The organism is Pseudomonas sp. AU12215, assembly GCF_001675465.2.
Taxonomy (GTDB): Bacteria; Pseudomonadota; Gammaproteobacteria; order Pseudomonadales; family Pseudomonadaceae; genus Pseudomonas; species Pseudomonas nitroreducens.
Genome location: NZ_MACM02000021.1, coordinates 48,129 through 69,128 on the forward strand (window position 1 = coordinate 48,129; position 21,000 = coordinate 69,128).

Genomic DNA, 21,000 nt, shown 5'->3' on the forward strand with positions numbered 1-21,000 from the left:
TTTGCGGCGACGGCATTTTGCCTGTCGCGCGGCGACGGGTGCGGGTATAATCGACCACTTTCTGAGCAATACGCGCGCTATGCAGCTGCTTCGAGGCCTTCACAACCTGCGGCCCCTGTCCGGGGGCTGTGTCGCCACCATCGGTAATTTCGACGGCGTCCATCTCGGCCACCAGGCGATCCTGGGGCGTCTGCGCGAGCGTTCGCTGGAGCTGGGCGTGCCCAGCTGCGTGGTGATCTTCGAGCCGCAACCGCGCGAGTACTTCGCCCCGGATGCCGCTCCGGTGCGCCTGACCCGCCTGCGCGAGAAGCTTGAACTGCTGCGTCAGTATGGCGTCGATTTCGTACTCTGCCTGGCTTTCAACCGTCGCCTGCGCGAGTTGTCGGCCGCCGAGTTCGTCCGCCAGGTGCTGGTGGAGGGCCTGCGGGTCCGCCATCTGGAAGTGGGCGATGATTTCCGCTTCGGCTGCGACCGTTCCGGCGACTTCGCCTTCCTGGTCAAGGCCAGCGCGGAGCAAGGCTTTACCGTCGAAGCCGCGACCACCGTGGAAGTCGACGGCATGCGCGTGAGCAGCTCGCGTATCCGCAAGGACCTGGCCGACGGCGACCTGCACATGGCCGAGCGCCTGCTGGGTCGCCCATACCGCCTGAGCGGCCGCGTGCTGCACGGGCAGAAGCTGGGTCGCACGCTGGGTTCGCCCACCGCGAACATCCAGCTCAAGCGCCGCAAGGCGCCGCTCAATGGCGTTTACCTGGTCAGCACCCTCGTGGCCGGCCAGCGTCGCAACGGGGTCGCCAACATCGGCACCCGGCCGTCGGTGAATGGCGATGGCCGGCCCCACCTGGAAGTGCATCTGCTGGATTTCGCCGGCGATCTGTACGGCCAGCACCTGGATATCACGTTCCACGAGAAGCTGCGTGATGAGCAGCGTTTCGCCTCGCTCGAGGCGCTCAAGGCGGCCATCCTCGCCGACATCGCCGCCGCCCGAGCCTACTGGCTGGGCCAACCGCTTGATTGAAGATCCTGAACAGGCCCTGAGATGACCGATTACAAAGCCACTCTGAACCTTCCCGAAACCGACTTCCCGATGAAAGCCGGCCTGCCGCAGCGCGAGCCGCAAACCCTCAAGCTCTGGAGCGACATTGGCCTGTACCAGAAGCTGCGGAAGATTGGCGAAGGTCGCCCGAAATTCATCCTGCACGATGGCCCGCCCTACGCCAACGGCAGCATCCATATCGGTCACGCGGTCAACAAGATCCTCAAGGACATCATCGTCCGTTCCAAGACCCTGGCCGGCTACGACGCCCCCTACGTGCCGGGCTGGGACTGCCACGGCCTGCCGATCGAGCACAAGGTCGAAACCACCCACGGCAAGAACCTGCCCGCGGACAAGACCCGCGAGCTGTGCCGCGAGTACGCCGCCGAGCAGATCGAAGGGCAGAAGGCCGACTTCATCCGCCTGGGCGTGCTGGGCGAGTGGGACAATCCCTACAAGACCATGAACTTCTCCAACGAGGCCGGCGAAATCCGCGCCCTCGCCGAGATGGTCAAGCAGGGCTTCGTGTTCAAGGGCCTGAAGCCGGTGAACTGGTGCTTCGACTGTGGCTCGGCTCTGGCAGAAGCGGAAGTCGAGTACGCCGACAAGAAGTCTGACGCCATCGACGTCGCCTTCCCGGTTGAGGATGCCGACAAGCTGGGCGCCGCCTTCGGTCTGGCCAGCCTGCCCAAGCCCACCGCCATCGTCATCTGGACCACCACTCCCTGGACCATCCCGGCCAACCAGGCGCTGAACGTCCATCCCGAATTCACCTACGCGCTGGTCGACACTGGCGAACGCCTGCTGGTGCTGGCCGAGGAACTGGTCGAGTCCTGCCTGCAACGCTACGGCCTGGAAGGCCAGGTCATCGCCACCGCACAGGGTGAAGCGCTGGACCTGATCCGCTTCCGCCATCCGTTCTACGAGCGCTTCTCGCCGGTCTACCTGGCCGAGTACGTCGAGCTGGGCGCCGGCACCGGCGTGGTTCACTCCGCCCCGGCCTACGGCGAGGACGACTTCCGTACCTGCAAGCAGTACGGCATGAGCAACGACGACATCCTCAGCCCGGTGCAGAGCAATGGCGTCTACGTGACCGACCTGCCATTCTTCGGCGGCCAGTTCATCTGGAAGGCGAACCCGAATATCGTCGCCAAGCTCGATGAAGTCGGCGCGCTGCTCAAGCACGCCAGCATCAGCCACAGCTACATGCACTGCTGGCGCCACAAGACCCCGCTGATCTACCGCGCCACCGCGCAGTGGTTCGTCGGCATGGACAAGCAGCCGCAGACCGGCGCCACCCTGCGCGAGCGCGCGCTGGAAGCCATCACCCAGACCGAGTTCGTGCCCAACTGGGGCCAGGCGCGCCTGCACGGCATGATCGCCGGCCGTCCGGACTGGTGCATCTCGCGTCAGCGCAACTGGGGCGTGCCGATCCCGTTCTTCCTGCACAAGGCCACCGGCGAGCTGCACCCGCGCACTGTCGAGCTGATGGAAGCCGTCGCCCAGCGCGTCGAGAAGGAAGGCATCGAGGCCTGGTTCAAGCTCGACGCCGCCGAACTGCTGGGCGATGAAGCCGCGCAGTACGACAAGATCAACGACACCCTGGATGTCTGGTTCGACTCCGGCACCACCCACTGGCACGTGCTGCGCGGCTCCCACGCCGAGCTCGGCCATGCCAGCGGCCCGGCCGCCGACCTCTACCTGGAAGGCTCCGACCAGCACCGCGGCTGGTTCCACTCGTCCCTGCTGACCGGCTGCGCCATCGACGGCCACGCGCCGTACCGCCAGCTGCTGACCCACGGTTTCACCGTGGACGAGTCCGGCCGCAAGATGTCCAAATCCCTGGGCAACACCGTGGTGCCGCAGACCGTGATCGACAGCATGGGCGCCGACATCCTGCGCCTGTGGGTCGCCTCCACCGACTACTCCGGCGAGATCGCCGTTTCCCAGCAGATCCTCCAGCGCAGCGCCGACGCCTACCGTCGTATCCGCAATACCACGCGCTTCCTGCTGTCCAACCTGTCCGGCTTCGACCCGGCCAAGGACCTGCTGCCCAAAGACCAACTGCTGGCCCTGGACCGCTGGGCCATCGACCGCGCCCTGCAACTGCAGCGCGAACTGGAAGAGGCCTACCGCGACTACCGCTTCTGGAACGTCTACTCCAAGGTGCACAACTTCTGCGTGCAGGAGCTGGGCGGTTTCTACCTGGACATCATCAAGGACCGCCAGTACACCACCCAGGCGAACAGCGTTGCCCGCCGTTCCTGCCAGACTGCGCTGTTCCACATCGCCGAGGCCCTGGTGCGCTGGATCGCGCCGATCATGGCCTTCACCGCCGAGGAAATCTGGAGCTTCATGCCGGGTGAGCGCGCCGAGTCGGTGATGCTCAGCACCTGGTACGACGGTCTCTCCGAGCTGCCGGCCGACGCCGAACTGGACCGCACCTACTGGGACGAAGTCATGGCTGCCAAGGCCGCCGTGAACAAGGAGCTGGAAAACCTGCGCAGCGCCAAGACCATTGGCGGCAACCTGCAGGCCGAGATCACCCTCTACGCCGAGGACTCCCTGGCCAAGCGCCTGGAGAAACTGGGCAACGAGCTGCGCTTCGTGCTGATCACTTCGGCCGCCACCGTCGCGCCGCTGGCCGATGCGCCGGCCGATGCGGTCGAAAGCGAGCTGCCGGGTCTGAAGCTGAAGGTGGTCAAGTCCGCCCACGCCAAGTGCGGCCGTTGCTGGCACTTCCGCGCCGACGTGGGCAGCCACACCGCGCACCCGGAACTCTGTGGTCGCTGCGTCGAGAACATCGATGGCGCGGGCGAGGTGCGTCACTATGCCTAATGCCGATCGCTTCGGCCGCCTGCCCTGGCTGTGGATCACCGTGGTAGTGTTCGTCCTGGATCAGGTCACCAAGGCCTTCTTCCAGGCCGAACTGACCATGTACCAGCAGATCGTGGTCATCCCCGACCTGTTCAGCTGGACCCTCGCCTACAACACCGGCGCCGCGTTCAGCTTCCTCGCCGACAGCTCGGGCTGGCAGCGCTGGCTGTTCGCCCTGATCGCCATCGTGGTCAGCGTCGTGCTGCTGGTCTGGCTCAAGCGCTTGAAGCGCGGCGAGACCTGGCTGGCCATCGCCCTGGCCCTGGTGCTGGGCGGCGCGCTGGGCAACCTGTACGACCGCATGGTCCTGGGCCACGTGGTGGACTTCATCCTGGTCCACTGGCAGGACCAGTGGCGCTTCCCGGCCTTCAACCTGGCCGACAGCGCCATCACCGTCGGCGCCATCATGCTGGCGCTGGATATGTTCAAATCGAAGAATTCCGGAGAGACCGCCAATGGCTGATTCCTCTGACACCATTCAGCGCATCGGCGGCGACTCGAAGGTCACCCTGCATTTCGCCCTGAAACTCGATGACGGCAACGTCGTCGACAGCACCTTCGAGAAGCAGCCGGCCACCTTCAAGGTCGGCGACGGCAACCTGCTGCCGGGCTTCGAGCAGGCACTGTTCGGCCTCAAGGCCGGCGACAAGCGCACCCTGACCATCGAGCCCGAGAATGGCTTCGGCCAGCCGAACCCGGCCAACGTACAGGTCATGCCGCGCGACCAGTTCCAGGACATGGAGCTGGCCGAGGGCCTGCTGGTGATCTTCAACGATGCCGCCAAGACCGAGCTGCCGGGCGTCGTGAAAGAGTTCGACGAGCAGCACGTCACCATCGACTTCAACCATCCGCTGGCCGGTAAAACCCTGTCGTTCGAAGTCGATATCATCGACGTACAACCAGCCTGACCGGCTGCACGGCCCGCCGCCGGCGGGCCGTTGCGCTTGAGACGAAGTATTCCTGGCGGCCCCTCGTGGGCCGGCTTGCGTAGCACCCGAGGCCACCATGCAAATCAAACTCGCCAATCCCCGCGGCTTCTGCGCCGGCGTCGACCGGGCGATCGAGATCGTCAACCGCGCCCTCGACGTCTTCGGGCCACCGATCTACGTGCGCCATGAAGTGGTCCACAACAAGTTCGTGGTGGAGAACCTGCGCAACCGCGGCGCCGTGTTCGTCGAGGAACTCGACCAGGTGCCGGACGACACCATCGTCATCTTCAGCGCCCACGGGGTCTCCCAGGCGGTGCGCAAGGAAGCCGAGAATCGCGGCCTGAAAGTCTTCGACGCCACCTGTCCGCTGGTGACCAAGGTACACATGGAGGTCGTGCGCTACAGCCGCGACGGCCACGAGTGCATCCTGATCGGCCACGAAGGCCACCCTGAAGTCGAAGGCACCATGGGCCAGTACGACGCCTCCAATGGTGGCGCCATCTACCTGGTGGAAGACGAGGAAGACGTCGCCGCGCTGGAAGTGCGCAATCCCGAAGCGCTGCATTTCGTCACCCAGACCACCCTATCGATGGACGACACCTCCAAGGTCATCGATGCCCTGCGCGCGAAATTCCCGCACATCCAGGGCCCGCGCAAGAACGACATCTGCTACGCCACCCAGAACCGCCAGGACGCGGTGAAGGAACTGGCCGACCAGTGCGACCTGGTGCTGGTGGTCGGCAGCCCGAACAGCTCCAACTCCAACCGCTTGCGTGAGCTGGCCGAGCGCATGGGTACCCCCGGTTACCTGATCGACGGCGCCGAGGACATGCAGAGGGAATGGTTCGACGGCGTGCAACGCATCGGCATCACCGCCGGCGCCTCGGCTCCGGAAGTGCTGGTACGCGGCGTGATCCAGCAACTGCGCGACTGGGGCGCGGAGCCCGAGGTGGAGCTGGATGGGCGGGAGGAGAACATTACCTTCTCGATGCCCAAGGAGTTGCGGGTCAAGGCGCTCTGAGCCAGGGCCAAAGTCCGGAGAAGAAAAAGCCCGATCAACTGATCGGGCTTTTTCAGGGGCGCTCTTGCTGGCAGCTAGCGACGCCAGCAATCACTCAAGGTTGCTCCGCTGCCTTGTCCTTTTACACCGGTGTTACTTAGCGTCAGTGTGCCGCATGTGTCGCCGGACATCGCACCTTTAGGCGTCGCACTCAACACATAGGTGGTTGCTGTCGGAGTTCCGGAGAACGCCAGAGTATAGTATTTGGTCGCCCCATCCTTGGGGGATTCGCTAAAGGGAAGACCGATCGCTGCGTTCGCGCTGGTGGTATAGCGACCGTTGGCGGTGTAGTAGCGCTCCATGAACTGGGAAAGCTCCATGAGCGATGCTTCGGCATCCGCTCGGCGTGCTTTCCTCACGTACTCCTGATAGGACGGGTAGGCTATTGCGGAGATGATGGCAATGATGGTGACCACGACCATCAGTTCAATTAGCGTAAAACCACGGCTGCGCTGTTGGCTAGTGATTTTGTGCCCAAACGAATGCATCACTTCTTTCTCCATTATCGATTCACTTCTCGCCAGGACAGTCGTCCGGAAGTACGGTTTCCAGGCGGAACTGGAGAGCACTGCGGCTCACCACCCTTGGAGCCGACATAACAGATCAGGTCATCACCCTCGTCCTTGTTGAAGAAGCTCGGGGTCTTGATGACGCCATCGGTCGAGTCGCTGATTCCCGAATAGGGAATCTTGTTACCGGCACTGTCGGTGTAGTAATCGTTATCGTTGATCACACCATCTCCGTTGGCGTCGAAGTAGTTGTAGGCCAGCCGACCGTTGCCCAGGGCATCCAAGGCCATGATCCAGCTGATGCCCCCGCCAGTGCAGGGGTCGCTGGAAGGTGTCAGTGAGGTGAAGGTCACGCCGCCGCCCCGGAGTATTGGGCGAGATACCACCCGTTCGCCGGTGAGAGTGTCGCTGCCACCCTCCGCAGCTTTCCAGAGCAGGTCAAGGTACCAGCCTTTCTTCGCCGTGGTCATGGCATTGTTGCTGACAACTCGCAGGTTATTGCTGCCAACGCTGGATTGCCCAAGAATTTTCTGCTCCAGGAGATTGGCACGGGTAACTGTCTCACCTGAGTCGATAATCCCGTAGAACGACTCGATGCGTTGGTTCTGCTGCAGGTCAGTATCCGTCGTCTGGTAGAAGCTGCCGGTGCCAAACAGGACCATTGCTTTGCCATCGGTGTTCAAGGCCGCGGCCATCGGGGCGGTGATGGGTTGAACTCTATTGGAGCCGTCGCGGGCCTGGAATAGCGGGCTGCTGCCCAGTGAACTGGGAGCTCCCCAGTTACTGGTGTTGGTGCCAGTGATATCCAGTCGCCACAGATTGCCCACGGTATCTCCGACATAGATTCGATCCGCGATCCGGTCATTGTTGATATCGATTGCCAGCGGTTCAGCCAGGCCACCAGTGGTGGTGATAGTAAATTTCTTGATAATGGAGCCGTCGGCAGCATCCAGAATCCATACGGTGCCACTGGTGACCGCGCTGTTGACAAAGCCACTGCTGACAATCACACCAAACTTGCCGTTGGCCAGCGCCACGATGGAGGGACGCTGTATCGGGTTGCCCATCTCTGGTGCTGTGAACTCCCACAGAACATTACTGGCGGTCATGTTGCTCGGATCGGTGACATCCAGTGCGAACACACTTTTGCCTCCTGCTCCTGTTGTGCCGACGACGATGCTCTTCCAGCCCGAGTTGATATAGACATCGGAGAAGGCGGGGGAGCCGTCGACATTGAAACGGTGGCTGTAAACAGGGGAGGTCAGTTGATAGAGATTGTCTACGATGGAGCGCGGGACATAGGCGAAGAGCTCTCCGCCCCCACCGCTCAGCGTGCCGTCGAAACCGTGCAACATGCCATCGTTCGCGCCCAGGACCACCAGAGGTTTCTTGGTCTTGTAGCTGTTGCTGGCCCGATAAGTCAGATACGCCGATCCGGCATTGCCCCATTGGCTGCCCGCCAGGAGGTTGTAACCGAAGTCCTGGGTAGCGATGTACTGCGGGTCAGAGTTGACGATGTCCCCCAGCCGGCTCGATCGCTCGCGGTAAGGGTTGGTCGGGGCGGAGGTGCTGACCTCTCTGCTCCGGTCTCCCCGCAGGAAGGCCAGGCGGTATTGTGCTTCTGTTTCGGTGACAGTGGTGCCTGAAGTCGATGTGGCCCGGAGTGCTAGTTTGGTATCTGCGTCTAGGGAATCCCAGGTGAAATTGACGCCTGTAGAGCTCGTGGAGTAACTGTTGTTCGACTGCCCGGCGAGCGTGTTGACGGTGAATATCTTGCGATCGTCCACATTGGTTAGGGTATCCAGCTTGGTAGCCGCACTCCAGCTGGACGTGCTTGAAACCACCCCGTTGCTATTGACGCTCTTGGCCTGCAGGTCTCCGCTCCAATGCGTACTGTCGTACTGTGATTGATAGATAGCACTGCCGGTATCCAATTGTGTGGAGTTGGTTGCCAGAGAGGTAGTGGAACTGCGCACTTCCTGAACAATCTTGGCGAAGGCACTCTCTAGGCTGGTAACCATCTTTTCCGCGTCGCTGGCGACGAAGTAATTGTCCGGACGCTTGTCGCCACTCGAGAGATAGTCGCCGTTGGTCCACCAGAGATCGTCGGTGATTTTAGCGGTTGCACTATAAGGGTCGAAGTCGGCAGGTACCTTGAAACCACCATACTTGGCTGCCAGCCAATACTGGTTACTGGCTCTCCCGGCGAGCTTCTGTCCCTCTAGAACGTCGGCCCAGTAAGTCGACACTGTTTGTTTACCTGCGATATCGTTGCGCATGTCATTGGTATGAGAGTCGTATGCCAGGCCTGCGATGTATGCGGAGTTGTTCCGACCGGTAAATTCGCTGGATGTCTGCTTAAGATCCACCCCTTCCAAGTCGCCTACCTTCTTGGTGGCCTTCACCACGTCGACGGTAGTGTCTGCCAATACTTCTTTGGGTTTGCTTGAAGGCTCGTTGGCGGTGCTGGTGCCTTTGCCGGGCAAGTTCTTGTCGCGGTGGGTATTGACGTCGCCAATGCCGAGAATGACGTTTTTCTGGCAGGCATAGGTGACCGGGTCGTCCCACGCGGTAACGACAGGGAAGCCATCGAAGGTCCGGTATTGGTCAGATGTGACATTGCTGTACGCAGAGACGTTACCTTGGGCCTTAAGGTAGCGAATCGCGGTGTAATACAGCTCGCTGACCGGGTCGAGACTCTTATGGTTCTTGTCCGTCATCGATCCGAATTTATTTATGTAGTTGATAACCCCGCTTTGGGTAACGCCGTTACCAGTATTCGTGGCGTCGGTGGGGTTTGGATTGCTGAGAAATATGCCGGTACTGGGGCTCCATTCCTTTTTAGGATTGTCGTCACCGCCTTCGCCAAGGGTTGGGCCGATGTACTTCTGGTTGGCGCGGAGTACGCCACCATCTCGAAGACCGTCCGAGTCGTTCAGGTAACTGAAGGCGCTATAGCGCAGCGTATTGGAGTATTTCTGCAGTAGCCCTTCGGGCTTGTAATTGCTGCCATAGCGCTTGCAGTTGCCTTCAGGCATAGAGGCGTCACAGACTTTTACCTGTACCCGAACGCGGTACACGCTCTTGGTCTGTTTATTACTGCCAGAACCAACGGTGTAATTGGGCTTCAGTCCGCTAGATCCCCATTGATCACCTGTTTCGCTGTAGTCCACCCATTCGGCGGTCTTGGTTCCGTCAAATCCGCCGCCGCCGATGCCATCCTTCCAGTTGGAGAACATCATGTCGTAATTGAGACCGTCCAGGCGAACGTAGAAGTTGCTCCAGCCGCCAGTGCTAGTGAAGGCAGGCGTTGCGCCGGTGATTTCAGTGGCGGGTAGTATTCCAGTGCCGTTGGTGCCACTGCTCAGACGGTTTCCTGCGCTGTTCTGGCCGTCATGACGGGCTTTCTGCAGCACAGTCAGGGTGTTGGTGTCCTGTACCCTGTTACCGCCAGTCAGCGCGCTGCGGAATGGGTCGATAGTGGGGGTGGCGGCCCAGTTGAGGAAGTTGCCACTCCATTCCATTTTGGAAGAGCCTACATTGCATTTGCGATTGGTGGCTGCGCCAACGGGGTAGAAGTAGGTATTCACCCTGAGCTGTGCATCGGCATTGAGCAGTGCACCTTTGTCATCCTTGGCCTTGCTGTAGTCGTACAGCGGCAGACTGGAGTCGTAGTTGTACTTGTAGCATTTCTCCGAATCGAAATAGCCGGTGTATTTGTTCGCGGAACTGTAGCTGCCCAGGTTGGCGACCGAGAGAATGGTTGGCCATTCCACGGACGGTGTTAGCAGCAGGCTCCCGGGTACGTTGGAGCTACCCAATAGCATCGGGTTTTGGGAGACGGCGGCCTGGACCTCCACCGCCTGCATGAAGATCATGCTGAAGCCGAGGAACGATGAGCACCAGACTCCCAGTTTCTTGGGTAATGCGAGTTTCTTGAACATATTGGGATTCTCGAATGGCTAGTCAGCGCTTGATGTACATCGACTTCAGTTGATAGCTGGAGGCCGAGGTATTGTCTGAGTTCTGTATGGCACCGAACCCTTGGGCTTCCACCCGCACTACTGCAACCGTGATGGGCGCACCGGCTTCGATTGAAGAGCCAGCCTTGACGATGGTGATACCCGGGAGGTTGGTCAGCCGGTACTTGGGAGTTGCCAGTCCCGTGATTGCCGTGGCATCTGTCCAGGCGTTGCTGGCGGAATAGGCTTGCCAGAACGTCACGGATTGGCTTTTGACATACGCCTCACCCTGACGCATGGCTGCTTCCGAGGCCTGGAGCGCCTGGCTTTCATCACGTAGGTTGCCAGCCATGCGTTCCTGCATCGTTGTACTGCGCATGCTGCTGATGCCGATGATGGTGAGCAGCAGAAGCATGATCAGTGCAACGACCAGCACTGCGCCCTGTTGCCCGTGGGAGGGACTGTAAGAAGTCATGGCAGTCGATTCCTGATACCGATGGTCGAGGTGAAGATACGGCTCATGGGGTTGATTCTATCGGTACTAATAGCCGTCACGGTTACTTGTGCGGAGACCACGTTGGCCCAGTTGGTGATGCTCGACGCATCCACATAGTCCCCACTGACCGCCCCGTTCGCATCCCCGACGGCATACTTGATCTGCAAGTCCTGGATCCCCTCGGCAACTTCCTCTGCAGTTGCACCGCTGTTGTAGCGAATGCGATAGAGCGAAGGGCTACCAGCCGAATTGTTCTTGATGTAGTAGATCGTGCTTTCGAACTTGAGGATATCGGCGGTGCTCGGGTAGGTATGCCCGAAGGTCGCGCTGTCCACCGAAACGGCGGAAGCAGTGGCGCCTGAGTTGTTCTTGAACATATCGCAGCCAATGGGGTCGGCGAGTACCAGGATGGTGTTCTGCGCGATCCCGGTCTCTGCCGTTGTGTTGATGCTGCTGGAGGTGGACGCCGCCGACGGGGTCGCGCCGCTGGTTGCCGCCGCATGCTTGAGCAGAATGGCGTCCGTACCGCTACGGCGGGTTTCTGTAAACCAGCTTGGAATGGTCTGGCTGCTCTCCCAGCCTTGCAGCGCCATATCCAGGGTGTAGCGTACATCGGTGAGTCCGGTGAGGTTGTTCAGCAGGCTGACGCACTCTCCCTTGTAGCCGGCGTTGCGCAGGTCATAGGTGATGAGCCCCAAGGCGAAGCGTCCATTTTCCTGAACGCGCGAAAGGGCCGTATTCGAACTGAACGTCTGCTTGCTGGAAAGGAATATCTGCAGCACACCGCCGATCAGCAGTAGCCCCAGCAACATGGCGATCATCAACTCGACCAGAGACAGACCCGACTGTGACGAATAGTGGTTGGGTTTCATAGGCGGGTCCGGTACTCAAAGGTTTCCGTTGGGGTGGTTGTATCGGTAGTTGCCTTGATACGGGCCCGGTTATCGTCCCAGCGCACGGAAATGGTAATGACGTTCGCATTCAGCGCGACCTTGCCGGTGCCAGAGGGCAGAGCGCTTGCCAGGCGATTGAGCCACTCGGCCTGGTCTTTCTCAGCCCTGGTGCCGGTGACGCTGTTACTGGAAGACGATGCAGGGAAGTCGCTCATGGTGTAGTTGCCGGCAATCGCGCTATCGCGGTTGGCGCGCATGCGATCCGCCATGTCGTTGGCAAGAATGCTTGCCTGTGAGCGGTAGTACGCCCCCTGGTTGGTTTGGACGCTGGTGGCCTGCAAGCCGGCCATGCCGAGCAGGCCGACGGCAAGGATCACCACGGCGATGAGAATCTCGATCAGGGTCGTTCCCTGCTGCGTATGTAGGCTCTTCATGGACAGTCCGCCTTCGCGATTTTGCTCAGGCCGCTGAGCGCGATGGATATCGTGCGTTTCTGGGAACCGGTGCAACTGGATTGCGTGACAGAGAAGCTGGCGGTCGTGCTGATCATGCCACTGCGCTGATAGGTGACACCGGTGTTCGGCCCAACGATGGCTACGTCGGGTACGCTTTGCCAGACCTTGATGATGTCGCCACCGCTTTGTCGGATCAGCCATCCGGCACTCCAGTTGGTGCCATTCTCGCAATCGTCTCCGGCCGAGTTGCGGCGACAGACAATCACGTTGCTGTGCCTCATTACTGCTTCGGAGCGCGCCAGTTGCAGGGCGGTCTGCAACTCATTGCTGGTGGTTGCGATCTGGCTATCGCGAATGCTGCTGGTGAAGGATGGGGCAGCGATACTGATGAGAATTGCCAGGACAAGAATTGCCGCCATCAACTCGATCAGCGTGAATCCTGCCGAATACATCGGGCGCGACATAGAGCGCATTCCTCACTTTTTGGATAGTGGCAATGCTGCCTAGTCTCGTAGGAAATGTCTTTTTTCTATGGATGACCGTTCTCGTTATGGCGATGTCCGGTCATCGGTGCTGATCTTCTGTGAGCCGTGTCTCGATGTGGTTGTGAAACGAGTCAGCGGGAGCAGCTATTGCTGGTATCTCCCACCTCTTCGCGAATGCGCCCGGCCTTGTTGATCACGATGCGATAGTGGCTCGATCCCTCGCCGCAGATGGTCAGCGTGCCGGAGTGGAAGGCGCCGTTGGGCTGGATGCCGTTGCCGCGTGGCGTGAAGTGGAGGTAGCGGCTGGAGGTGCTGTCGGCGAGGACTCGGACGCCATTCAGCGTTGCGTGGCTGGCGAGTAGTGGCTTGTCCTCGCTGCGAGTGCCGGTATTGTCCGCGTCCACCATGACCTCCCAGCCATTGGCCCAGTTGCCCGCGATGGCCACGATGCTGATGGGGCGCCCGCTATGGACGGCGCTTTCCCGGGTGAAATCGATGGCCTGGCGTAGCTCATGGGTTGCCGTGCGTGCGCGTTGGTTGCGCAGTAGCTCGGTGAAGGAGGGCGTGGCGACGGACAGCGCGATGGTGACGATTGCGAGGGCGAGCAGCAATTCGACGAGGGTAAAGCCCCGTTCCCTGGACATGGTCGGATCCTTCGAGTCTTTCGGAGTGGAAAGTATTGGCGGCAAGCCACGGCGCGCCCGGCGACGAGTTGGATGGATGTTGTAGGAGCGGTCCGATGCCGCATCGACTTCCGTCTTGCTCCGTCAGCGGTCCATGCCCGGTATAGTGTGCGGCCGGCGATGGGCCGTTGGTTTTCCTGTGATGTGGGGCGTGCTATGCCGGACATGATCGTGGTGGGCGGTGGGGTAGTCGGGATGCTGACTGCCTGGACTCTGGGGCAGGCGGGCGCCGAGGTGGTCCTGCTGGAGCGTGGCGAGACCGGACGCGAGGCGTCCTGGGCCGGTGGCGGCATCGTTTCGCCGCTCTATCCGTGGCGCTACAGCGCAGCGGTCGCCAATCTGGCCCACTGGTCGCAGGACTTCTATCCGCAACTGGGCGATCGCCTGCTCGCCGATACCGGGCTCGACCCCGAGGTACATGTCACTGGCCTCTACTGGCTGGACCTGGATGACCAGGCCGAAGCCCTGGCGTGGGCCGAGGCCCATGGGCGCCCGCTTTCGGAAGTGGACATCGGCGCCGTGCATGAGGCGGTGCCCGTGCTGGGACAGGGCTTCGAGCGCGCCGTGTACATGTCCGGCGTGGCCAATGTGCGCAACCCGCGCCTGGCCAAGTCCCTGCGCGAGGCGCTGGTTCGACTGCCGAATGTGAGCGTGCGGGAACAGATCGAGGTGAGCGGCTTCCTGAAGGACGGCAGCGCCGTGAGGGGAGTCCGCACGGTACAGGGAGACTTCACCGCCGACTCGGTGGTGCTGGCGGCTGGCGCCTGGAGCGGCGAGTTGCTGGCGAAGCTGGGGCTGGTGCTGCCGGTTGAGCCGGTGAAGGGGCAGATGATCCTTTACCGCTGCGCCCCGGACTTCCTCTCCAGCATGGTGCTGGCCAAGGGGCGTTACGCGATTCCGCGTCGCGATGGGCACATCCTGGTCGGTAGCACGCTGGAGCATGCCGGCTTCGACAAGACTCCATCGGATGAGGCCCTGAGCAGTTTGCGCGCCTCGGCAGAGGAGCTGATTCCCGCGTTGGCGGGCATGGTGCCGGTGAACCACTGGGCGGGGCTGCGTCCGGGCTCGCCGCAAGGTATTCCCTTCATTGGCGAGGTGCCCGGCCATCAGGGTCTCTGGCTGAACACCGGGCACTACCGCAATGGTCTGGTGCTGGCGCCGGCGTCCTGCCAGTTGCTGGCGGACCTGATGCAGAAGCGCCCGCCGATCATCGAGGCGGCGCCTTATGCGCCTCAGGGGCGTCTGGTGGCGACGCCCATCGTCTGAGAGCGAGCGGGGATCAGTCGATCCCCAGTTTCTTCAGGCGGTAGCGCATCGAGCGGAAGGTCAGGCCCAGGCGCTGGGCGGCGGCGGTGCGGTTCCAGCGGGTCTCTTCCAGGGCTTGCATGATCAGCTTGCGTTCGATGTCCTCGAGGTAATCCTCGAGGTTGTCGATCTGTGCGAGGCTGGCTTCGCCACCATTGTCCGGGGCACTGGCTTCGGCCAGACGCAGGTCGTGGGGCTGGATGATGTCGTTCTCGCAGAGCGTGTAGGCGCGCTCCAGCATGTTTTCCAGCTCCCGCACGTTGCCGGGGAAGCGGTAGCTCTTGAGCTTCTCCAGGGCGTCGGCACTGACCGTGGCGGTCGCTAGTCCGTTGTCCCCGGCCAGGCGCTTGAGCACGCGCTCGGTCAGCAGCGGGATGTCTTCGCGTCGCTCGCGCAGCGGTGGAACACGCAGTTCGATGACGTTCAGGCGGTAGTAGAGGTCCTGGCGGAACCGGCCGGCAGCCACTTCGGCTGCCAGGTCCTTGTGGGTCGCGCAGAGGATGCGTACGTCCACCGGGACCTCCTGCTGGCCTCCCACGGCGCGCACGGCCTTTTCCTGGATGACGCGCAGCAGCTTGACCTGCATCGGCAGCGGCAGGTCGGCCACTTCGTCGAGGAACAGGGTGCCGCCGTTAGCTGCCTGGAACAGGCCGAGCTTGTCTTCCACCGCGCCGGTGAAGCTGCCTTTCTTGTGGCCGAAGAATTCGCTTTCCATCAACTCGGAGGGGATGGCGCCGCAGTTGACCGGCACGAAGGTCTGGACCTCCCGTGGGCCCTGTTCGTGGATCAGCCTGGCTACCAGCTCCTTGCCGCTGCCGGACTCGCCGCTGATGTACACCGGCGCCTGGCTGCGGGCGAGCTTGGCCACCTGGTTGCGCAGGGTGCGCATGGGCGGCGAGTCGCCGAGCAGGCGGTTGTCCACCGGCGCTTCCTCGGCATTCGGCGAGCGCAGGCGCAGGGCGGAGTTCACCAGCTCGCGCAGGCGGGCCAGGTCCACCGGTTTGGTCAGGAAGTCGAAGGCGCCGGCCTTGAGCGCCTGCACCGCGGTGTCCAGGCTGCCGAAGGCGGTGATCATCGCCACCGGCATCTGCGGATGGCGTTGCTGGATGTGCTGCACCAGGTCCAGGCCGGTGCCGTCGGGCAGGCGCATGTCGGTGAGGCAGAAGTCGAAGGGCTCGCGCGCCAGGAAGTCGCGGGCTTCCTTGACGTTGCGGGCGCTGCGGGTGTCCAGCTTCATGCGGCCGAGGGTGATTTCCAGCAGCTCGCGGATGTCGGGTTCGTCGTCGACGATCAGGGCTTTTTGACGGCTCATGGTGTTTGCGTCTTCTTAGCTTTGTTTGCGCGGGTGGGCGAAAGTGATGCGGAAGCAACTGCCACCTTCGTCACGCGTCTTGTAATCCAGTCGAGCCTGGTTGCTTTCGCACAGCTCGCGGGAGATGTACAGGCCTAGGCCGGTGCCCTTGCTTTCGGTGGTGAAGAACGGCTCGAACAGCTTCCCCCGCTGTTCGTTGGTGATGCCGGGCCCGTCGTCGAGCACTTCGAGCACTGGCAGGTCGGTTTCGCTGTCGCGGAACAGACGCAGCCAGACCTGACCGGTGCCGTTCTTTTGTGTGCTGTACCGTAACCCATTCTGCACGAGGTTGGTCAGTACCTGTGTCAACTGATGCGGGTCCATGCGGGTCTGCACCGTGCCAGGGCCGGTCTCCACATGGATCTGCTGGCCGTCGCGCAGGCTCTCGCGCATTTCTCCGGCGTAGCGGTGCAGCCAGTATTTCAGATCGAGCAGTTGCGGCTCGGCCTGGCGCCGGCGCGACAGTTGCAGGACGTTCTCGATGACCAGGTTCATGCGTCGCGACTGGTCCTGGATGATCTGTGCCAGGCGCCGGTCGGGCTTGTCCAGCTCCTCCGACTCCAGCAGCAGCTGCGCCGCGTGGCTGATCGCGCCCAGCGGGTTGCGGATTTCATGGGCGATGCCGGCGGTCAGCCGGCCCAGGGCCGCGAGCTTGAGTTGCTGCGCTTGTTGGGCGATCTGCGAGATGTCCTCGAGGAACATGAGGATGTGCTGTTCGTTGCCCCGGCGCAGCGGGATGAAGCTCGGCTGCACGATCGGACCGGAGTCCATGGGTTGCAGGCTCGGCGGGCGCAGGGCGGGGTTCTGTTGCCATTGCTGCAGGCTGGAGACCAGTTGTGGACTGTACTCGGTCAGCGCGTGCCCGGGCAGGTCATGGCCGCCGAGTAAGGCCGTCGCGCTCTGGTTGGCCAGCAGCACCCGGTGGCGATCGCCCAGTACCAGGATGCCGGTGCGCATGCGCTGCAAGATCAGCGCGTTCAGTTCCTCGAGGTTGGCTACCGTGGTGGCGCGTTGCTCGGCGATGCTCTCCACCACCTGCTGGCGTCGGGCCAGGGCCTGGATCAGCAGGGCGGAGGCGAAGCTCAGGGCGCCGAGGCCGCCGGCCTGCACGTAATGATTGAGGGCGGTGGGCTGGCTGAGACTCAGGTAGAAGGTCAGGTAGATCAGGCCGATGGCGGCGATGGCGGCGATCAGCAGGCCGATCCGCCCGCGCAGCAGGATGTTGGCGATGGCCACGGCCGCCACCATCAGGTTGCCGATGCCGCTGGGAATGCCGCCGGCGGTATAAAACAGCGCGCTGAGAAGGAAGATGTCCAGCGCTGCCAGGATGAACAGCGGCAGCAACTGCCGCGGGGTCGGCATCAGGGCCGCGATGAAGATGTTGATAACCAGGTAGATCCAGCAGCCGATGTGGAACAGCTCGGGATGGGCCAGCTTGAGGAAGTCATCGTCGAGGCTGCTGGAGATCAGCAGCACCAGCACCAGCCCGATGGTCAGGCGATAAAGGTGGTAGAGGCGCAGGACCCGCAGGCCTTGCCCCGTGAGGGAGATCCCTTCAGCGACCACGGTCGGAGCGGTCCTGTTCGAGGTGCGCGCGGCTGCAGTACCACTTGCTCTCGTCCTGCAGGGCGTGGGTCTGCGGCACATGCACGCCGCACTGCGCGCAACGGACCATAGGCGCGGCCGGGTCGTCGCCCTTGGGCTTGTCGACGGTACGCGCCGGCCGGGTAGCTTTGCGCCACAACCACCAGCCGAGGGCGAAGAGGGCGATCCAGAATAGCAGACGGGTCATGGCAATCCCTTGTGCATAAAGAGCGGCAGTTTATCCAAGCCGCGCGGTGACGCACAGTGAGCCCGTGCGCGCACCCTGCGGTCCATCGGCAAAAAGCGCCCATGGCTGCCCAGTATGAAAAAAGGGAGGCCGAAGCCTCCCTTTTTCGTCGAACCTGCTGGTATCAGTCGAAGATACCGAAGGTCATGTAGCTGAACCAGGAGCGGTCGCTGCTGCCGGCGTTGCCCTCGGACTCGTGCTGCTCCTCTTCCACGTCGCTCTGGTTCTCGGGCTTGAGCTCGGCGGGAATCTGCTGTTCGGCGTCTTCGTACTGCTTGATCACGTCCTTGGATGCCTGGGTCTCCATGTGCGGCGGGGCATCGTTGGTCTCGATCAGGCCCAGGGTGGCCTTGGCCAGCCAGGAACGGTTGTCGGCTTCGTCTTCACGCGGAACGAACTGGCCATCCTTCAGGCTGGGGTTGTCCGGGTAGTTGGTCTTCAGGGTTTCCAGGCTGGAGTCCGCCAGGTCGTTCAGGCCCAGGCGCTGGTAGGCCTCGACCATGATCGCCAGGCCATCGCCGACAGCCGGGGTTTCCTGGAAGTTCTCGACCACGTAGCGGCCACGGTTGGCGGCGGCGACGTAGGCCTGGCGCTTGAGGTAGTAGTGGCCGACGTGCACTTCGTAGGCCGCCAGCAGGTTGCGCAGGTAGATCATGCGCGCCTTGGCGTCCGGGGCGTAGCGGCTGTTGGGGTAGCGGCTGACCAGTTGGGCGAACTCGTTGAACGAGTCGCGGGCGGCGCCCGGGTCGCGCTTGGTCATGTCCAGCGGCAGGAAGCGCGCCAGCAGGCCGCGGTCCTGGTCGAAGGAGGCCAGGCCCTTGAGGTAATAGGCGTAGTCGACGTTCGGGTGCTGCGGGTGCAAGCGGATGAAGCGCTCGGCGGAGGCGCGGGCGGCCTCGGGCTCCATGTTCTTGTAGTTGGCGTAGATCAGTTCCAACTGGGCTTGCTCGGCATAGCGGCCGAAGGGGTAGCGGGACTCCAGCGCCTTCAGCTTGGCCACGGCGTTGGTGTAGCTCTTGTTGTTGAGGTCTTCCTGTGCCTGCTGGTACAGCTGGCTTTCGCTCAGGTTCTCATCGACCTTGTCGCCCTTGGAGGAGCACGCGGTGACGAAGGCGAGGGTGGCGATCAGCAGCAGGTGTTTCACTTGCATGGCGGCTTGCGTCCCTGGACGGTCGGCTGTCGCGGCCGCAACCGTCTGTTATGATTGGCGCCCCAGGGATACCCCTGGGACAAAGGCCCCGTATTTAACCACAGCGTGCCGCTGAACCAAAAGGCCGCGCGCCCTTCGTGTCCCGTCATGTCCAATATGATCCAACTCGCGGCAGAAGTGCCGTTCGACCTCGGTGGTCAGCGTCTCGACCAGGTCGCCGCCCAGCTCTTCTCCGACCACTCCCGCTCCCGCCTGGCTGGCTGGATCAAGGACGGTCGTCTCAAGGTCGACGGCGCCGTGTTGCGTCCGCGCGACATCGTCCATGCCGGCTCGCGCCTGGAACTGGACGTCGAGCTGGAAGCCCAGGGAGAGTGGGTTGCCCAGGACATCGAGCTGGACATCGTCTATGAAGACGACCACATCCTGGTCATCGACAAGCCGACCGGCCTGGTGGTTCACCCCGCCGCCGGCCACCAGGACGGCACCCTGCTCAATGCGCTGCTGCACCATGTGCCGCACCTGGCCAACGTGCCGCGCGCCGGCATCGTGCACCGCCTGGACAAGGACACCACCGGCTTGATGGTGGTGGCCAAGACCCTGGAAGCGCACACCAATCTGGTTGCCCAGCTCCAGGCGCGCAGCGTCAGCCGCATCTATGAGGCCATCGTCACCGGCGTGATCGTCGCTGGCGGCACCGTCGACGCGCCCATCGGCCGTCATGGTGTACAGCGCCAGAAGATGGCGGTGATCGAGACCGGCAAGGTCGCCATCAGCCATTACCGCGTGCTGGAGCGCTTCCGTGCGCATACCCACACGCGGGTGAAGCTGGAAACCGGACGTACCCACCAGATCCGCGTCCATATGACGCACATTGGCCATCCGCTGGTGGGCGACCCCACCTACGGCGGACGTTTCCGCATTCCGCCGGGGGCCAGCCCGTCGCTGATCGAGTCCCTGCGCGATTTCCCGCGTCAGGCCTTGCATGCGCGCTTCCTGGAGTTGGATCACCCGGCCACCAACGTGCGTATGAAGTGGGAGTCGCCGCTGCCGGATGACTTCACCTGGCTGCTGAGCCTGCTGCGGCAGGACAACGAGTCCTTCGTATGAGCCCGTGGCTGACGCCCGACTGGCCGATTCCAGCGAACGTCCGCGCCTGCGTGACGACCCGCGCCGGCGGCGTCAGCCTCGAGCCTTTCGACAGTTTCAACCTCGGTGACCATGTCGGTGACGACCCGGTTGCCGTGGCCGAGAACCGCCGCCGCCTGACCGCCGAGCTGGGCTGCCAGCCTGCCTGGCTGAGCCAGGTTCACGGTATCGATGTGGTCGAGGCGGATCCGTCTGTTGTCTCCACTGCGGATGCCAGCTGGAGCGCCACGCGTGGTATTGCCTGCACCATCATGACTGCTGATTGCCTGCCGGCGCTGTTCTGCGACCGCGCGGGTACTCGTGTCGGTGCAGCCCACGCCGGCTGGCGCGGGTTGGCGGGCGGCGTTCTGGAAGCAACCGTGGACGCCATGGGCCTCGCGCCGGTTGAGCTGCTGGTCTGGCTGGGGCCGTCCATCGGCCCGCAGGCCTTTGAAGTCGGCCCGGAAGTGCGTGAAGCCTTCCTGAAGGGCCACGCCGAAGCCGAGCACGCCTTCCTGCCCAGTGCCAATGCGGGCAAGTACATGGCCGACATCTATGAACTGGCGCGTATCCGCCTCGCGGTGAAGGGTGTAACTGCCGTCTACGGTGGGGACTTCTGCACATTCACTGACACCGAGGACTTCTATTCTTACCGCCGCAATGCCTGCACCGGCCGCCTGGCCAGTCTGGTCTGGTTAGCATAACCTCACCGTTCGACTCCTTCGGTGAAGCAGGGCGAATCAGTTTTGCGGCGGGTGGGGGCAAGGCATGGTCTCCAGTGGATACGGCAAACAGCCGTTGCCCGTCTTGGAGTATTGCGGGTCTATCAGCGTCAACAGCCCGCGTAGGAAAA

The 21,000-nt window shown here is 62.5% G+C and carries 19 protein-coding genes; 8 read left to right on the plus strand and 11 right to left on the minus strand.

Going from position 1 to position 21,000, the window contains the following annotated elements; all coding sequences use genetic code 11:
* The first annotated feature begins 79 nt into the window (after window positions 1-79).
* The 5 genes from ribF to ispH all read left to right on the plus strand — a co-directional run bounded on the left by ribF (window position 80) and on the right by ispH (window position 5,863).
* The gene (gene ribF / locus A9513_RS06040) at window positions 80-1,018 is read left to right on the plus strand and encodes a bifunctional riboflavin kinase/FAD synthetase (RefSeq protein WP_065084216.1); all 939 of its coding nucleotides are present in this window, start codon (window positions 80-82) and stop codon (window positions 1,016-1,018) included.
* A 21-nt stretch (window positions 1,019-1,039) separates the two neighbouring features.
* The gene (gene ileS, locus A9513_RS06045; RefSeq protein ID WP_065084217.1) at window positions 1,040-3,874 is read left to right on the plus strand and encodes an isoleucine--tRNA ligase; all 2,835 of its coding nucleotides are present in this window, start codon (window positions 1,040-1,042) and stop codon (window positions 3,872-3,874) included.
* A complete protein-coding gene (gene lspA / locus A9513_RS06050; protein WP_065084218.1) occupies window positions 3,867-4,376 on the plus strand; it encodes a signal peptidase II in 510 nt (169 codons plus the stop codon). The genes ileS and lspA overlap by 8 nt, the downstream gene beginning before the upstream one ends.
* Window positions 4,369-4,821: an FKBP-type peptidyl-prolyl cis-trans isomerase gene (gene fkpB, locus A9513_RS06055; protein WP_065084219.1), complete on the plus strand. Its 453-nt coding sequence runs from the start codon at window positions 4,369-4,371 to the stop codon at window positions 4,819-4,821. Before lspA ends, fkpB begins: the two co-directional genes overlap by 8 nt.
* Window positions 4,822-4,918: 97 nt before the next feature.
* A complete protein-coding gene (gene ispH, locus A9513_RS06060) occupies window positions 4,919-5,863 on the plus strand; it encodes a 4-hydroxy-3-methylbut-2-enyl diphosphate reductase (protein ID WP_065084220.1) in 945 nt (314 codons plus the stop codon).
* A 74-nt stretch (window positions 5,864-5,937) separates the two neighbouring features.
* Here the strand turns inward: ispH and A9513_RS06065 are convergent, their stop codons facing one another.
* From A9513_RS06065 to A9513_RS06095, 7 genes are all read right to left on the minus strand, one after another.
* Window positions 5,938-6,405, minus strand: coding sequence for a type IV pilin protein (locus A9513_RS06065; RefSeq protein ID WP_255302823.1), 468 nt, complete (start codon window positions 6,403-6,405; stop codon window positions 5,938-5,940).
* Complete coding sequence (locus tag A9513_RS36410; protein ID WP_065084221.1) at window positions 6,405-10,355, minus strand: pilus assembly protein; 3,951 nt, start codon at window positions 10,353-10,355, stop codon at window positions 6,405-6,407. The genes A9513_RS06065 and A9513_RS36410 overlap by 1 nt, the downstream gene beginning before the upstream one ends.
* Before the next feature lie 22 nt (window positions 10,356-10,377).
* Window positions 10,378-10,848 carry a PilX N-terminal domain-containing pilus assembly protein gene (locus tag A9513_RS06075; RefSeq protein WP_065084222.1) on the minus strand — a complete coding sequence of 157 codons (471 nt, stop codon included), beginning with the start codon at window positions 10,846-10,848 and terminating at the stop codon, window positions 10,378-10,380.
* Window positions 10,845-11,741, minus strand: a complete 897-nt coding sequence (locus A9513_RS06080; RefSeq protein ID WP_065084223.1) for a PilW family protein — start codon at window positions 11,739-11,741, stop codon at window positions 10,845-10,847. Before A9513_RS06080 ends, A9513_RS06075 begins: the two co-directional genes overlap by 4 nt.
* Window positions 11,738-12,196 carry a type IV pilus modification protein PilV gene (pilV, locus tag A9513_RS06085; RefSeq protein WP_065084224.1) on the minus strand — a complete coding sequence of 153 codons (459 nt, stop codon included), beginning with the start codon at window positions 12,194-12,196 and terminating at the stop codon, window positions 11,738-11,740. Before pilV ends, A9513_RS06080 begins: the two co-directional genes overlap by 4 nt.
* Window positions 12,193-12,681: a GspH/FimT family pseudopilin gene (locus A9513_RS06090; protein WP_065084225.1), complete on the minus strand. Its 489-nt coding sequence runs from the start codon at window positions 12,679-12,681 to the stop codon at window positions 12,193-12,195. Before A9513_RS06090 ends, pilV begins: the two co-directional genes overlap by 4 nt.
* A 152-nt stretch (window positions 12,682-12,833) precedes the next feature.
* Window positions 12,834-13,346, minus strand: coding sequence for a GspH/FimT family pseudopilin (locus tag A9513_RS06095; RefSeq protein WP_065084226.1), 513 nt, complete (start codon window positions 13,344-13,346; stop codon window positions 12,834-12,836).
* A gap of 195 nt (window positions 13,347-13,541) precedes the next feature.
* Here A9513_RS06095 and thiO point away from each other — a divergent pair, with 195 nt between their 5' ends.
* Complete coding sequence (thiO, locus tag A9513_RS06100) at window positions 13,542-14,651, plus strand: glycine oxidase ThiO (protein WP_065084227.1); 1,110 nt, start codon at window positions 13,542-13,544, stop codon at window positions 14,649-14,651.
* Between the two features lie 13 nt (window positions 14,652-14,664).
* On the opposite strand, the gene A9513_RS06105 is transcribed toward thiO, so the two are convergent.
* The 4 genes from A9513_RS06105 to A9513_RS06120 all read right to left on the minus strand — a co-directional run bounded on the left by A9513_RS06105 (window position 14,665) and on the right by A9513_RS06120 (window position 19,022).
* A complete protein-coding gene (locus A9513_RS06105; RefSeq protein WP_065084228.1) occupies window positions 14,665-16,002 on the minus strand; it encodes a sigma-54 dependent transcriptional regulator in 1,338 nt (445 codons plus the stop codon).
* A gap of 15 nt (window positions 16,003-16,017) precedes the next feature.
* Complete coding sequence (locus A9513_RS06110) at window positions 16,018-17,607, minus strand: PAS domain-containing sensor histidine kinase (protein ID WP_065084229.1); 1,590 nt, start codon at window positions 17,605-17,607, stop codon at window positions 16,018-16,020.
* The gene (locus A9513_RS06115) at window positions 17,597-17,839 is read right to left on the minus strand and encodes a PP0621 family protein (RefSeq protein WP_065084230.1); all 243 of its coding nucleotides are present in this window, start codon (window positions 17,837-17,839) and stop codon (window positions 17,597-17,599) included. The genes A9513_RS06110 and A9513_RS06115 overlap by 11 nt, the downstream gene beginning before the upstream one ends.
* Window positions 17,840-17,996: 157 nt before the next feature.
* Window positions 17,997-19,022, minus strand: coding sequence for an outer membrane protein assembly factor BamD (locus tag A9513_RS06120; protein ID WP_065084231.1), 1,026 nt, complete (start codon window positions 19,020-19,022; stop codon window positions 17,997-17,999).
* A gap of 147 nt (window positions 19,023-19,169) precedes the next feature.
* On the opposite strand from A9513_RS06120, the gene rluD reads away from it, so the two are divergent.
* Both rluD and pgeF read left to right on the plus strand, forming a co-directional pair.
* Complete coding sequence (rluD, locus tag A9513_RS06125; protein WP_065084232.1) at window positions 19,170-20,129, plus strand: 23S rRNA pseudouridine(1911/1915/1917) synthase RluD; 960 nt, start codon at window positions 19,170-19,172, stop codon at window positions 20,127-20,129.
* Complete coding sequence (pgeF, locus tag A9513_RS06130; RefSeq protein WP_065084233.1) at window positions 20,126-20,851, plus strand: peptidoglycan editing factor PgeF; 726 nt, start codon at window positions 20,126-20,128, stop codon at window positions 20,849-20,851. The genes rluD and pgeF overlap by 4 nt, the downstream gene beginning before the upstream one ends.
* Window positions 20,852-21,000: the final 149 nt, after the last annotated feature.